The 13,240-nt window shown below is 68.7% G+C and carries 12 protein-coding genes; 7 read left to right on the top strand and 5 right to left on the bottom strand.

The window, feature by feature from the left end; translation table 11 throughout:
• The 3 genes from ABD333_RS06570 (at position 1) to ABD333_RS06580 (ending at position 2,573) form a co-directional block, all read left to right on the top strand.
• Positions 1-933 (top strand): helix-turn-helix transcriptional regulator, encoded by a 933-nt coding sequence (locus ABD333_RS06570; protein ID WP_344538598.1) that lies wholly within the window; start codon positions 1-3, stop codon positions 931-933.
• A 516-nt stretch (positions 934-1,449) separates the two neighbouring features.
• Positions 1,450-1,911 (top strand): DUF4383 domain-containing protein, encoded by a 462-nt coding sequence (locus ABD333_RS06575; RefSeq protein ID WP_344538600.1) that lies wholly within the window; start codon positions 1,450-1,452, stop codon positions 1,909-1,911.
• Positions 1,912-1,949: 38 nt separating this feature from the next.
• On the top strand, positions 1,950-2,573 hold the full coding sequence (locus tag ABD333_RS06580; RefSeq protein WP_344538602.1) for a TetR/AcrR family transcriptional regulator: 624 nt from the start codon (positions 1,950-1,952) through the stop codon (positions 2,571-2,573).
• Positions 2,574-2,576: 3 nt separating this feature from the next.
• Here the strand turns inward: ABD333_RS06580 and ABD333_RS06585 are convergent, their stop codons facing one another.
• The 3 genes from ABD333_RS06585 to ABD333_RS06595 form a co-directional block, all read right to left on the bottom strand.
• Positions 2,577-3,947: an MFS transporter gene (locus ABD333_RS06585; protein ID WP_344538604.1), complete on the bottom strand. Its 1,371-nt coding sequence runs from the start codon at positions 3,945-3,947 to the stop codon at positions 2,577-2,579.
• Between the two features lie 115 nt (positions 3,948-4,062).
• Positions 4,063-4,749, bottom strand: coding sequence for an SGNH/GDSL hydrolase family protein (locus tag ABD333_RS06590; RefSeq protein WP_344538606.1), 687 nt, complete (start codon positions 4,747-4,749; stop codon positions 4,063-4,065).
• Between the two features lie 366 nt (positions 4,750-5,115).
• Positions 5,116-5,568 carry a winged helix-turn-helix transcriptional regulator gene (locus ABD333_RS06595; RefSeq protein WP_344538608.1) on the bottom strand — a complete coding sequence of 151 codons (453 nt, stop codon included), beginning with the start codon at positions 5,566-5,568 and terminating at the stop codon, positions 5,116-5,118.
• An 82-nt stretch (positions 5,569-5,650) separates the two neighbouring features.
• Here ABD333_RS06595 and ABD333_RS06600 point away from each other — a divergent pair, with 82 nt between their 5' ends.
• From ABD333_RS06600 to ABD333_RS06610, 3 genes are all read left to right on the top strand, one after another.
• On the top strand, positions 5,651-6,862 hold the full coding sequence (locus tag ABD333_RS06600; protein ID WP_344538610.1) for an MFS transporter: 1,212 nt from the start codon (positions 5,651-5,653) through the stop codon (positions 6,860-6,862).
• Between the two features lie 113 nt (positions 6,863-6,975).
• A complete protein-coding gene (locus ABD333_RS06605; protein ID WP_344538611.1) occupies positions 6,976-7,155 on the top strand; it encodes a Rossmann-fold NAD(P)-binding domain-containing protein in 180 nt (59 codons plus the stop codon).
• A 375-nt stretch (positions 7,156-7,530) separates the two neighbouring features.
• On the top strand, positions 7,531-10,890 hold the full coding sequence (locus ABD333_RS06610) for an AAA family ATPase (protein WP_344538613.1): 3,360 nt from the start codon (positions 7,531-7,533) through the stop codon (positions 10,888-10,890).
• Between the two features lie 80 nt (positions 10,891-10,970).
• On the opposite strand, the gene ABD333_RS06615 is transcribed toward ABD333_RS06610, so the two are convergent.
• Positions 10,971-11,351, bottom strand: a complete 381-nt coding sequence (locus ABD333_RS06615; protein ID WP_344538615.1) for a hypothetical protein — start codon at positions 11,349-11,351, stop codon at positions 10,971-10,973.
• Between the two features lie 61 nt (positions 11,352-11,412).
• On the opposite strand from ABD333_RS06615, the gene ABD333_RS06620 reads away from it, so the two are divergent.
• Positions 11,413-11,556, top strand: a complete 144-nt coding sequence (locus ABD333_RS06620; RefSeq protein WP_344538616.1) for a hypothetical protein — start codon at positions 11,413-11,415, stop codon at positions 11,554-11,556.
• Positions 11,557-11,613: 57 nt separating this feature from the next.
• Here the strand turns inward: ABD333_RS06620 and ABD333_RS06625 are convergent, their stop codons facing one another.
• Positions 11,614-12,981, bottom strand: a complete 1,368-nt coding sequence (locus ABD333_RS06625) for a cytochrome P450 (RefSeq protein ID WP_344538618.1) — start codon at positions 12,979-12,981, stop codon at positions 11,614-11,616.
• Between the last annotated feature and the right edge of the window lie 259 nt (positions 12,982-13,240).

The raw sequence follows: 13,240 nt of genomic DNA on the forward strand, positions 1-13,240 counted from the left end.
ATGACGGCTTCCCGGCTTCTGATGCTGCTTTCTCTGCTGCAAACCCGTCCGGAATGGTCAGGTTCGGAGTTGGCCCGGCGCCTGGAGGTCAGTCCGCGCACGATCCGCTATGACATCGACAAGCTGCGCGGCCTCGGCTATCCGATTCAGGCCACGATGGGCGCGATCGGGGGCTACCGATTGGGGGCGGGAGGGGCGTTGCCTCCCCTGTTGCTCGATGACGAGGAAGCCGTCGCGGTGGCCGTGGGCCTGCGCACTGCCGCCGGTGGCGCGGTCACGGGCATCGAGGAGACATCGGTGCGGGCACTGGCCAAGCTGGAGCAGGTGCTCCCGTCACGGCTGCGCAATCGGGTCAACGCCCTGTACAGCCACACCACACCGATCACAGCGGCCGGAGCCCCCGTCGATGCCGAGGCCCTCACCACCATCAGCGCCGCCTGCCGGGACCATCACCGGCTGCGCTTCGGCTACCGTACGCATGCCGGTGATGATCAGGTCCGGGACGCCGAGCCTTACCAGCTCGTGCACATGAACCGACGCTGGTACCTGGTCGCCTGGGACGTGCACCGGCAGGACTGGCGGACGTTCCGGGCCGACCGGATGACGCTGCGGATTCCGCACGGACCTCGCTTCACCCCCCGGGAGTCGCCACCGCCCGACCTGGTTCCGCGGGGAGTGGACACGGCGCTCTTCCGTTACCGGACGCAGGTGACCGTGCACGCCCCGGCCGACACGATCAAGGTGCCCGGCGCGGTGCAGGTGGACCCGGTGGACGACCACACCTGCATCGTCCACGCGGGCGCCGACACTCCCTATCAGCTCGCCCTGCACATCCTCATGCTCGACGCCGACTTCACCGTGGACGGACCGCCCGAGCTGCTGGAGGAGCTAAGGAAGATCTCCACCCGATGCGCGGCCGCCGACCCCACATGACCCCTGTGGTCTTCCGGTGATGCAGCGGACCGTGGCGCAGGTCGACGAACAGGTAGCCGCCTCCTCCGTCATCGGCGATGGGCAACCACACCGGCAACCACCGGGTGCACGGCGAACCGGCTGCTTCGGCGATGAGTCCCGTGACGTCGTCGCCAGAGGAGACCTCCAGCATCACTTCCCGGCTGTCCACGGCCTCGTCGATCGAGTACGGCGTGAAGCGCGGCATCAGCGGCAACCGATCGGACCCGGACGTGCCGCACGATCGGCGCCACCACGCCAGAAGGCCGGCGGGCAGACGGCGGATACTGGAGTCGTCGCCGCGTATCGCGTGCGCCCAGGCCGCGATGGCGCGCCCGCTCCATCGAGGCGTTCACGCGTCTGGCGGCTTCGCGTTCGGTTGCCTGATCTTGTTCTCGGCTCGGAGTTTTCAGCTCCGTCCGGGCACCGTGCGCATGTTCATGGGGACCGGGGGTACGGACCGCCCACTCGTTGCCTCCTCACTAGGGAGTGTGAGTCATGAAGCGAGCAACGGGATCCAAGGCCATGACCGATCGGCCGCTGGTCTGCCTCGCGGCCTTCGCGGTGGGAGCTGTCTTCCTCCTGGTCGGCATCCTCGGGTTCATTCCCGGGGTGACCTCCGACTACGACATGATGAAGTTCGCCGGTCACGAGTCCGAGGCCAAGCTGCTCGGCGTCTTCAACGTGTCGATCCTGCACAACATCGTGCACGTGCTGTTCGGGATCGCGGGCATCGTCCTGGCACGCCAGGCGCGCACCGCCGAGTGGTACCTGATCGGCGGCGGAGCGATCTACCTGGTGCTGTGGCTGTACGGGCTCCTGATCGACAAGGAGACCTCGGCCAACTTCGTCCCCCTCAACACCGCCGACGACTGGCTGCACTTCGTGCTGGGCCTGGGCATGATCGGCCTCGGCGTCGTCCTCGGGCGACGTCTACCCAGGCGGGAACGCCTGGCCTGACCCCTACGGACGAGGCCGCAGAGTGTACGGTCGGTCGTATGGAGAGTTCCGTGGGTCTTGGGGGCGAGGCTGGGATCACCGATGGGCGACTGCTGCGGGGGGCCAGGACGCGGGAGCTGGTCCTCCGGCACGCGGTGGATCTGGCGTCGTTGGAGGGGCTCGACAATCTGTCGTTCGGGCGGCTCGCGACGGAGTCGGGGCACAGCAAGGCCGGCATCCAGACCTTGTTCAAGAACAAGGAGGCTCTGCAGCTGGCCACCCTCGGATACGCGCGCCGGATGTTCATCGATGCTGTGATCCGTCCGGCCGGATCGAAGCCGCACGGTGTCGCGCGCCTGCGGGCCTTGCTTGAGCGCTGGAGCGAGTACGCCACCGCGCCGCTGTTCGCTGGCGGGTGCTACCGGGCCGCCAACCTGCCCGACTTCGACAGCAGGCCGGGTCCGATCCGCGACGAGTTGCTCCGCCACCAGGAGGAGTGGACCGGAACGATCGAGGCCGAGCTGCGGCACGCGGTGGCCGCAGGGGAGATCGCCGATCTGGACGCGGGGCTGGCCGCGTTCCAGATCGACGCTCTGCTGTGCGCGGCGAACACGGCTCTGCGCATGGGAGACGACGATGCGGTGAACAAGGTCCACCGCATCGTCGAGGGGATTCTGCGGTAACGCTCAGCCACGCCGTCTCGGAAGCAGGAAGACCAGGACGGCGGCCAGGGCCGCGATGACGAACGCGCCGATGGACGCCATCGCGAACGCATGGCCCGCGGCGTGCACCCGACCGGTGGCCGGATGAAAGGAGTGGAAGAAGACCGCTCCGATGACCGCGACGCCGACCGCCGCGCCGACCTGCTGGGCGGTCGAGAGCGCCCCGGAGGCCATGCCGACCGACTCGGGCTTGATCCGGCTGAGCACGACGTTCAGCGAGGGTGTGATGAGCAGCCCGCCGCCGACGCTCTGCAGCATCAGGGTCGGGATCACCAGCAGCGGCGTGATCCGCGGGCCCGACAGCAGCACGACCGCGGTCGTCAGGTAGCCCGCGGCCAGAACGACCGAGCCGGCCTCCAGCACGCGCCGTCCGAACCTGGGCACGGTCCGGCCGGCGACCATGCTGAACACGAAGAAGGTGGCGGCGGCCGGCGCGTACACCAGGCCCGCGTCGAACGCCGACATGTCGAGGCCGAGCTGCAACGTCAGCGACAGCGCCAGGTAGTACGAGCTCAGCAACGCGTACACGGCGAGCACCAGGACCAGGCCGACCGAGAACGAGCGCTGCCTGAACAGCGAGAGCTTCATGAGCGGGTCGCCACCGCGGCTCTCCACGGACCGCTCGACGGCGGTGAAGACGCCGAACGCGAGGACACCGGCGGCGAGGCAGGCCCACGTCCACCACGGCCAGCCCTGCTCGCGTCCCTGGATGAGCGGAAAGACGGTGAGGAACAGCGCGACACTGAGTGCGACGACGCCGGGGACGTCCAGCCTGCGTGCGGTCGCCGACCGTGACTCGGGGACGTGCCGGAGCGCGAGCACGAGGGTGGCCACGCCGATCGGCACGTTGATCCAGAACACCGCCCGCCAGCCGGAGCCGAACAGGTCGGCGCCGATCAGCAGGCCGCCGACGAGCTGGCCGCTGACGCTCGCCATGCCGAGCACCACGCCCAGTACGCCGTAGACGCTGTGCCGTCTGGCCTCGGGGACCAGCACCGTGATGAGGGCGAACACCTGGGGCACCATCAGGGCGGCCCCCGTCCCCTGGACCACGCGGGCCGCGATGAGCGTGCCGGGATCGGGCGCCAAGGCGCACGCGACGGACGACAGCGTGAACACCGCCGTGCCGAGCGTGAAGATCCGCCTGCGCCCGTACACGTCGGCCAGCCGTCCGCCCGTGATCATCAGCAGCGCGTAGCTGAGCTGGTATCCCGCCAGCACCCACTGCAGCTCACCGGCGGACGCCCCCAGCTCGGACTCGATCGCCGGCCCCGCCACGACGACGATGAACGAGTCGAGGGTCGCCATGAAGCTGCCGATCATGACGACCGACATCGCGATCCACGGGATGGACGGGGGACGTGCTCTCGTTTCGGGGGCGACGGGCACTGTTGGTGTGCTCTTCAAAAGGACTCCTGTGCAACCTCGTGGGGGACTACGGGAGCGGCGGCTAGGTGCGCGTGGTGCGGCGCAGGCGTGCGGCCAGCGCCCGGACCATCTCGGCCGCCATGACCGCCTGGCCCGAGGTGGAGAAGTGGATGCGGTCCCCGCTCAGCAGGGTGTCGCGGTCGTTGACCGGGTGGTCCCACATGTCCACGACCACGGCGTCGTACTCGGCTGCCAAACGCCGGACCATGTCATTGAGCGTGGTCACCCGCTCGTGCCAGTCGGGGAACGCCGGCACGACGAAGGCCCGGCCCAGGGTGAACGTCGTGAGCAGGGCGCCGGTCCCGGCCACCCGTTCGTACATGCGCCGCAGCGCCATCTCGATCTCGGCGAAGTCGGGGACGCGCCGGAGGATGTCGTTGGGCCCGCAGGGCACGTGCAGCAGGTCGGGGGAGAAGTCGATCATTGGGTTCAGCTGTGCTTCCAGTGTCTGATCCGTCGTGGCCCCGACCTCCGCCGTGTTGAGGTACGCCAGGTCGTGCCGGACGCGTCGCAGGATGTCGGCGAGTCGGTCGGACCAGCCCTGGTCCAGGTAGCCGGGGCTCGCGTCCCCGGTCCCGGCCGACAGGCTGTCTCCGATCACCCCGAACCGGCGCCAGGGAGCCCCGCCGAGCAGCGTCGCGGCCTCGGCCGATTCCATGCAGAACGGGTCGGATTCCTCGTTGAGGACAGGACGGCCGATGAAATTCATCCTCAAGCAATACGACCGACTGTATGTTTTTCTCAACCTGCTATCGACCGGGCGGAGCGACCGCGTTCGAACGGTTCGACCGCGCCGTCCGCCGTCGGACGAGTGCCGCGGCGACAGGCCGACCGGTCAATGGGCGATCAGATCGCGGATCGCCGCGGTGACGGCATCGGGTTGCGGAAGTGCCCACCGGGCGACGTCAACGTACGAAGATCAGCACCAGACGGCCTCGGGTCGAACGGCAGCACCAGTCCAGTGCGGCGCGGAAGGCGACCACCGCTCCACGATCATGGCCGCCCAGGCTGAACCTGCCCTCCTCCGGCAATCTCCGGCGCCCGGACACGGTCGTCCTCCGAGGGCGCCGACGGTCTATCGGATCTTCTGTACGCGGGTGGTGTCGGCGTCGAGGAGGCTGCCGTCGGCGCTGGTCGGCGTGATCTCCGGCACGGGGATGTCGTGCTGGTCGACCAGGATGGAGTGGGCCTCGCCGGGGGCGAAGGCGTGGCGTTCTCCCCACTGTCGCAGGGTGACGATGGCCGGAAAGAGATCGCGGCCGGCGTCGGTGAGCACGTACTCCCGACGGCGGCCCGACGGCGCCGTGCGCTGGGCGAGGAGCCCGTGAGCGACCAGCTTGCGGAGGCGGTCGGTGAGGATGTTGCGGGCGATGCCGGTGCGCCGCTGGAACTCGGTGAACGACCGCGCCCCGTCCATCGCGTCACGGATGACGAGAAGGCTCCACCGGTCGCCCACGAGGTCGAGCGTGCGGGCGACCGGGCACTCGGGGTCGGTCCAGTCGAGATCCGGAACGGGCGTACGCGCCATGGACACCTCCCGATGAGTTGCAGATTGAAACCATCATGCCGTACGGTCGAATTGGTTGCAAATTGCTACTGATCGGAGAGAAATGAACGTGTGGCGGCGGTCGCTGCTCGCGATGGTGTGCGGTGTCGCTGTGGCGGGCGTCTATGCCGCGCAGCCGGTTCTGGAGCCGATGGGGCGCGGTCTCGGCGTGTCGGCGGGGCTCACCGGATGGATCGTCGCGACCAGCCAGTTCGGCTATCTGGCGGGGCTCGTCCTGCTGGTGCCGCTCGGCGACGTGGTCGACAGGCGCGGGCTCATCGCCGTCCACCTGGCGATCACCGCCCTGGGCATGATTCTGACGGCCTCGGCCTCCACCGCGTGGGTGGCGTTCGTGGGACTCGCCGCGACCGGGATGTTCGCCGTCGTGGTGCAGACCACGGTGGCCTACGCCGCGTCGGTCTCGCCTCCCGCCGAACGCGGACGCGACATCGGCGTCGTGACCTCGGGCGTCGTGGTCGGGATCCTGGGCGCGCGGGTCGCCACAGGCACACTCGCCCAAATGTGGGGCTGGCGGAGCGTCTACGCCGTGCTCGCGGTGTTGTCCCTCGGGCTCGCGGCCCTCGTCCTCGCCGTACTGCCGTCCGAGGAACGCCCCCACCGACCCGCGGGGTACGGACGGGCCGTCGTCTCGCTCGGCGGGCTGTTCGGGCAGCGAGCCTTCCTGACGCGCGGGCTCATCGCGTTCTTCCTGTTCGCGTCGTTCGGAACGTTGTGGAGCGGGCTGTCCCTGCCGCTGGCGGACGCGCCGTGGCGGCTGAGCGAGAGCCAGATCGGACTGTTCGGCATCGCCGGACTCGCGGGCGCGCTCGGCGCGGCACGCGCCGGACGGTGGGCGGACGCAGGACGGGCCGCCCCGGTCACGGGCCTCGCCCTCACCCTGCTCATCGTCTCGTGGGCGGCGATCGCGGGGCTGCCATGGTCGCTGTGGCTCCTCGTCGCCGGGATCGTCGTTCTCGACTTCGCCGTCCAGGCCGTTCATGTGAGCAACCAGCATTTGCTCACCGCCGAGCACCCCGACCGCACCAGCGGCGCCATCGGCGGCTACATGGTCTTCTACTCGCTCGGCTCCGCCCTCGGCGCGGCCGCGACCACCGCCACCTTCACCGCCCACGGCTGGACGGGCTCCAGTCTCCTCGGAGCCGGCTTCGCCACCTGCGCGCTGGCCGTCTGGGCGATCGACAGGCGACCAACCGCCGATGACTCGAACCCCCGTTCCAAGAAAGTGAGCCGGGCGCGTGAGAAGACGCGGGCGTAGCTGCACGCCAAGACTTCACTTCGACACCGGTGTGAACCTCTACCCTCCCCGCACGACGAGGACGACGTCTTGAGAGGAGAACAATCGGTGACCTGACCGGCAAGGTCGCGCTCGTGACGGGCGGCAGCCGCGGGATCGGCGCGGCGATCTCGACAAGGCCGGCCGCGGCAGAGCAGGCGCGCGAGGTCGCGGGCAATATCGAGGCCGAAGACGGAAAGGTCGTGGTCGTCCAGGCCGACCTGGACGCCGCGGCGGAGGCGGTCCTGCTGTACGACGCGGATTCCACGGCCTGACCTGGACCGAACCGGTCACCTTCCTCGCCCGTACCGGCGACGGTTCCGCCGACCTCCCGCACCTGTGCGGCGGGACGTCCCTACGGCTGAACGGCCTCACCGCAGCGCTCCAGCAGCCGCGCCGGCAAATTGGTCGGTTTCATTCTCTAAAGCTCGCAAGCCGAGCTCCGGATGCCGGGCCGCCCGACCTCGACCTCCATCTTTCCTTGCTGAATCGGTCCAATTTGCACTGTGACGCCGCTTGTGCGCGTACCTAATTAGAATGGATTAATGGGCGATTGTCGATCATGTCATTGACCTGTATCGGCTGGTCAGATGGAATGGTGCGGCGTTATGGAATCTTCGCGACGAGCGGTGCATCGGACGATTTGTGTGGTGGATGTCGAACGATTCGGTGATCCGCGGCGTGGTGATCAGCATCGCGTCGCGCTGCGGGCCGGCCTCTACCAGGCAGTCCAGGAAGCCTTCCGGCTTTCCCATATCTCGTGGGCCGAGTGTTATCACGAAGACCGCGGAGACGGATTTCTGGTCCTGGCGCCCCCGGAGGTTCTGAAAGGGCTGTTCGTCGAGGTACTTCCAGCGGAACTGGTGGCTGCCTTGGACAGATACAACCGCGTTCATCCGGCTGAGGAGCGGATCCGATTGCGGGTGGCCTTGCACGCCGGAGAGCTGACCTTCGACGAGCATGGCGTCGCAGGTTCCGCGCTGAACCTCGCGTTCCGGCTGCTCGACGCTGAGCCGTTCAAGAGCACGCTCGCCGAGTCGTCCGGCGTGCTGGCGCTCATCACGTCGTCGTGGTTCTTCGAGGAGGTCGTCCGGCACAGCACGTTCGCTGAGCCGGCCGCGTACCGTCCGATCCAAATCGCGGTCAAGGAGGTCAGCACCGTCGGGTGGATCCGCCTGCCCGAACCACCGCAGGGCTCCGACGAAAGGCGTTCCGCTGTCGCGGGATGGGATTCGGGGTTGGTAGGACGGTCGGCGGAGTTGAGGCGGCTCGACGCGCTGGTCGCCGGGGCGTGGGCAGGACACAGTGGCGTCCTGGTCATCAAGGGGGAGTCCGGCATCGGCAAGACGGCGCTTCTGGAGGCCGCGATGAGCCGTTACGCAGACCTCCGGACTCTGCGGGTGCAATGTGTGGAGACCGAGGCGGAGTTGGCGTTCGCGGCACTCGGCGATCTGCTTCGACCGGTCGGCCATCTGCGCGACCAGCTGCCCCGGGCGCAGGCCGAGGCGCTGGAGGCGTGCCTGACGGCTGCTGAACCACCGCAGAGTTCGACCGTCAGTACCCTCAGGGTCGGCCTGGCAACACTGGGCTTGCTGGCCGCGGCCGCCGCGCACGACCCATTGCTCGTCGTCATCGACGACGCCCAATGGCTGGACTCCGCGTCCGCGGCGGCGCTGTCCTTCGCCGCCCGGCGCCTGGAAGCCGAAGGCGTCGCCCTGTTCGCCGCCGTGCGCTCCAACGCCCCGTCGGCCTTCGAAGCGTCCGGCCTGGCGGTGCTCGATCTCGCCGGTCTGCCGGACGAGGCGGCGGAGCAACTCCTTGCAAAGGTGAACGGCAGTCCGGTGCCCGCTGACGTGCTGCGCCGCATGCAACGCCACAGCCAGGGCAATCCGCTCGCACTGATCGAACTCTCCGGTCACGACGTGGCGCACCGCACGGCGGATCTGGACCAACCGCTGCCGCCTCCCCAAACCATCGCCCGCTTGTGGCAGCGCAGGTTCGATGCGCTTCCGGCGGTCGTCGGCCGGACGCTGCTCGTGAGCGCGGCCAGCTTCACCGGTGAGGTGTCGCAGATCGTAGCCGCCCTCGGACCATCGGGCCTTGCGTCGGTCGAGTCAGCGGAGGCCGAGGGACTGATCACCTTTGAAGGTGACAGGGTGATCTTCGCCCACCCGCTGGTCCGTTCTGCGGCCTATTACGGGGCGTCCGCCCAGGACCGGCGAGCGGCCCATTCTTCCTTGGCCGCCGTAGTGGCGGGCAAGGAGGGTAGTACATTCGCTGATCAGTACGCATGGCATCTCGCGGCGGCGGCGCTTGGGCCCGACCAGACCGCCGCCCAGGCCTTGGCCGAGACCGGCGAGCGGAACAGGCGACGCGGTGCACTCGACGCCGCTTGCTCGGCCTATGTGAGAGCGAGCGAACTGACCACCGGTCAGTCACTCGCCGTCGACCTCATGATCGAGGCCGCGAGTTGCGCCTATCTGGCGGGCAAGGCGGACACTGCGGTTCCGATCCTGGACCGCGCTCAGGCCATGACCGCGGACTCGGGCGCGCTCACCGAGATCCACCGGTTGCGCACCCAGATTCAGTTCACCCGGTCCTCACCGCGTGAGATCTTCGTTCACCTGTCGAGGGCCGCACAGTCGCTGGCAGACGACGCTCCGCTCACTGCTGCGGCGATGCTGTGCACAGCCGCCGGAGTCGGCGCGGTGGGCGCCCTGGTCAGCGAAGCACTCGACGCGGCGGAACAGGCTCATGCGCTGGTCGCGGGTGAGGCCGGAGCTGCATCGCTCGCCCCGGCCGTCCTACACGCACATGTCCTGTTGCTGACCGGGCGGTCGGCGATTGCCCGCAGGCTGCTGGTTCCGCGGATGGACCAGTTGCTGGCCACCGATCCCCTCGAGCACGGCGTGGAAGTCTTCGGCTTCGGCAGCATGGACCTGATGTGGCTGGGCGAGTACGGCCATGCCCGCCACGTCATCGACCATGCTCTAGAGACCATCCGTGCGGCGGGCGCAGAGGAGCGTAAGCCCGCGCTGCTGAGCGTCCTGGCCGACCTTGAGATGCGGCTGGGCAGGTGGCACAGCGCATACAGCGCCGCGACGGCCTGTATCTCGGTCGCCGAAGCCACCGACCAGCCGCTGCTTGTCGCATACGGAGCGAGCACGCTCGCCCGCATTGAGGCAGCGCAGGGCCAGGAGCGCCGGTGTCGCGACTATGCCGAGCGCGCCCGGCAGTTGCTGGACCCGAGCAGCCCGGATCTCGTCACCCCCTATGCCCGTATGGCTCTCGGGCAGCTTGAGCTCGCCCTCGGTGCCTACGACCGCGCAGCCCACCTGCTGCTAGGCCTTGCTCGCCAGGTCGATGACCTCGGCGTTCACAACCCGGCGGTCTTCCCGTTGTACGGCGATCTCATCGAGGCCTGCATGGGCGCGGACCTGCCCGAGGAGGCCGCGCGGTGCCTCGCAGATTTCGCCGCCGCGACGGGACCGGACGACTCGCCCGCCACCCGGGCCCTGCTCGCCCGCTGCAACGGTCAGCTCACCTCCGACATCGCCGTCGCGCTGGGCCATTTCGAGACGGCGCTCACCCTGCACGCCGATCTATCCGATGGTTACGAGGCCGCCCGGACCCACCTCGCCTTCGCGCGCCGCCTTCGGCAGGCCGGGCACCATGACCGCGCCCGCACCGAACTGGAGGCCGCCCACCAAGGCTTCGGCGCCCTTGGCGCAGCCCCCTGGCGCATCCGGGCCGAAACAGAGCTTCGCGCATTCCACCAACCCCGCGCCGGCCTCGGCACACCTGTCCAGGCCTCGCTAAACGCCCAGGAGCTTCAGATCGCCCATCTGATCGCCGGTGGAGCCACCGACCAGGAAGCCGCCGACATACTCCTTATCTCCGCCCAGACGATTCACCATCATCTGCAGACCATTCTCGCCAAGCTCGGCGTCGGCCCTCGCGCTGACCTCGCCCGCGCGTTCCAGGTTTCCCACGAGCCCTCAGCCCGGTGATCAGGCGAGGAGGCGATGCCGGGACGCCGGTGATGCCCTTCCGCGCGCGACCAGGTCGGCCCGGTGCACCTGGCTTGAGGTCAGAGGGCTGCCCAGTTGGCGCGACGCACTCGGTGGACCAGTGCGACAACCCCTATGGCGACATTGTCGGTGCTGTTTCTTGCGTCGGTGGCGCCTTGCAGCAGCAGGCGGCACTCTCCGTTGTCGGGGTCTTCGATCTCCAGCGGGCCGGAGTCGGGCGAGGTGTAGTAGAAGGTGCCGGTCGCGGTCTGCGCACCGGACCCGTGCGCGAGGGCCGCAGCGGTGGTTGCGTGTGCGGTGATAGCGGTCGCGGCGGTCAGGGCGATGGGATCTCCAACACGGCACTGGCGGACCTGCGCAACGGCGTGAACCCCAATCCCAGCTCGCGGATTCTGCAGGGCTTGCGGACTTCTTCGGCCGGCGTACTGCTTCAGGGGCACGAACCCCAAGGCCCAGGCCAAGGCCAACGAGATCAGCGAACAGCTGAAGCTGCTCAGCCAGATGCGCGAGAACGAGGTGCGCGCCGCACCACTGAGAGCCTTCCTTGGGCTAGAGCGCGACGCTCAGCGTTGGCTCGGTGATCTGATCGAGCGTGCCGCCGAAGCGGAAGACAGGTTGAAGAATCGCGACGAGGCCTCCGGCTAGTGCGAGCCGGGCTCCTGTGAGGCCGTCGATGGTCAGTGGTCCCCGATAGCCGCACCCTTAGCGGAGCTGGATCCAGAGTTCGGCGGGCCGGCGGATGGTTGTGGCGGTGTTCCACTGCACATCCTGGGGCGGGGTGTGGAGCCGAAGGTTGGGTGCGCGCTGGGTGAGCGTCTCCAGGACCACGTTGAGTTCCAGGCGGGCGAGCGGGGCTCCCATGCAGATGTGCGGGCCGCCGCCGAAGCCCAGGTGTTGGGATGCTGCGGCGCGGGTGAAGTCGAGCTGGTCGGGATCGTTGAAGGTGCGCGGGTCGCGGTTGGCTCGGTCGATGGCCGCTATGACCAGATCACCGGCTTTGATCGGTACGCCCGCGAGCTCGGTGTCGACGATCGCTCTTCTGGGCTGGGCACTTTCGAAGGCTGCGTTGGGAATGGTGCGCATCAGCTCTTCGACCGCGGTGGGGATGCGTTCGGGGTGTGTGCACAGCTGGCGGTAGAGCGTTGTGCCGTCGTGGCCGTGGTGGGTGAGGAGCCGGAACAGAAAGCTGGCGATCGCCGCCGCGGTGGTTTCCCATCCGGCGATGACCAGGCTGGCGGCGAAGATCACGGTGTCGGTCATGGTCTGCTCGGCCTGGCCAGGGTTGTCGGCGATGTGCGCGGCGGCCCTGGCGGCGATGGAGGTCATCAGCTCATCGGGTGGGGCGCTGTCCAGCGAGGCCATGCGCTGGCCGATGGCCTGGCCCATGTAGGCGGCCATCTCCTGCTTGGCGCGGCTGTTGTCGTCGTCGCGGTCGGGGCCGGTGGACAGGAACAGGTCGCCCCACACGGCGAACTGGGGCAGGTCCTGCTCGGGGACGCCCATGACCGCCCCGATGATGCCCAGGGTCAGCGGCATGCCGAGGGCTTGGTTCACCTCTACCGGCTGGGAGGTGTTGAGCATGTCCTCGACAAGCCGCGTCGTCAGCGTCTGCACCATGGGCCGGTAGCGGTGAATGGTGGCGGTGGCGAAGGCGTTGCCGGCCAGGCCGCGAATCAGCCGGTGCTGTTTGCCGTCCATGCACAGCAGCGTGGGCGCGGTCGTCGGGTAGGGCCGTATTCCGTCCGGGGCGGGCCAGCCTGGTGTCGCGCCACGGACGAACCGGGTCTCATCGCGCAGAACCTCGACGCATTCGGCGTGGCCGGTGACCAGGTGCGCTTCCTGGCCGTCGGACAGGCTGACGCGGGTGACCAGGCCTAGCTCTTCGTAGTGGGGGGCCAGGCCGAGCGGGTCATGGTCGGGGCCCCATGGCACACCTTCGGCCGGCACATCCTGGCGGGGAAAGGGGAAGTGGGGGCAGATGGACGACTCAGGCTGCTCGGTCAGCGCCACATTGGTCCCTTGGGTCGAATGATCCCTCGGCTGCACGCTCACGTCAGCAGAGCCGGTCATCTGTGTCAATGATCGATGCTGGATCCAGCGGACGGCGAGAGCGGTGAGTTCGGCGGCGCTCGTCGCGGTGTGCAGGTGAGTGCCGGGCAGCGGCGAGAGATTCCGGCTTCGGGCCGCGACATGCGCATGGGTGCCGGTGAGCGTTCGGCAGGTTCGTGCGCAACTGCGGGACGACGGTGGACCGACGTGGAGGTCGGCTCCCTGGCGCTGGACCACCTTGGCTCGTTGTAACCCGCCAGTTCACATGTCGGCGTTGGGA

It is taken from the genome of Actinomadura fulvescens (assembly GCF_039533225.1).
GTDB classification, from domain to species: Bacteria; Actinomycetota; Actinomycetes; order Streptosporangiales; family Streptosporangiaceae; genus Spirillospora; species Spirillospora fulvescens.

Bases quoted from the DNA above. Each gene is read 5' to 3' on its own strand.
- ABD333_RS06570 (WP_344538598.1), top strand. From the start codon at position 1: ATGACGGCTTCCCGGCTTCTGATGCTGCTTTCTCTGCTGCAAACCCGT.
- ABD333_RS06575 (WP_344538600.1), top strand. From the start codon at position 1,450: ATGAAGCGAGCAACGGGATCCAAGGCCATGACCGATCGGCCGCTGGTC.
- ABD333_RS06580 (WP_344538602.1), top strand. From the start codon at position 1,950: ATGGAGAGTTCCGTGGGTCTTGGGGGCGAGGCTGGGATCACCGATGGG.
- ABD333_RS06585 (WP_344538604.1), bottom strand. From the start codon at position 3,947: ATGTCGGTCGTCATGATCGGCAGCTTCATGGCGACCCTCGACTCGTTC.
- ABD333_RS06590 (WP_344538606.1), bottom strand. From the start codon at position 4,749: ATGAATTTCATCGGCCGTCCTGTCCTCAACGAGGAATCCGACCCGTTC.
- ABD333_RS06595 (WP_344538608.1), bottom strand. From the start codon at position 5,568: ATGGCGCGTACGCCCGTTCCGGATCTCGACTGGACCGACCCCGAGTGC.
- ABD333_RS06600 (WP_344538610.1), top strand. From the start codon at position 5,651: ATGAACGTGTGGCGGCGGTCGCTGCTCGCGATGGTGTGCGGTGTCGCT.
- ABD333_RS06620 (WP_344538616.1), top strand. From the start codon at position 11,413: ATGCGCGAGAACGAGGTGCGCGCCGCACCACTGAGAGCCTTCCTTGGG.
- ABD333_RS06625 (WP_344538618.1), bottom strand. From the start codon at position 12,981: ATGACCGGCTCTGCTGACGTGAGCGTGCAGCCGAGGGATCATTCGACC.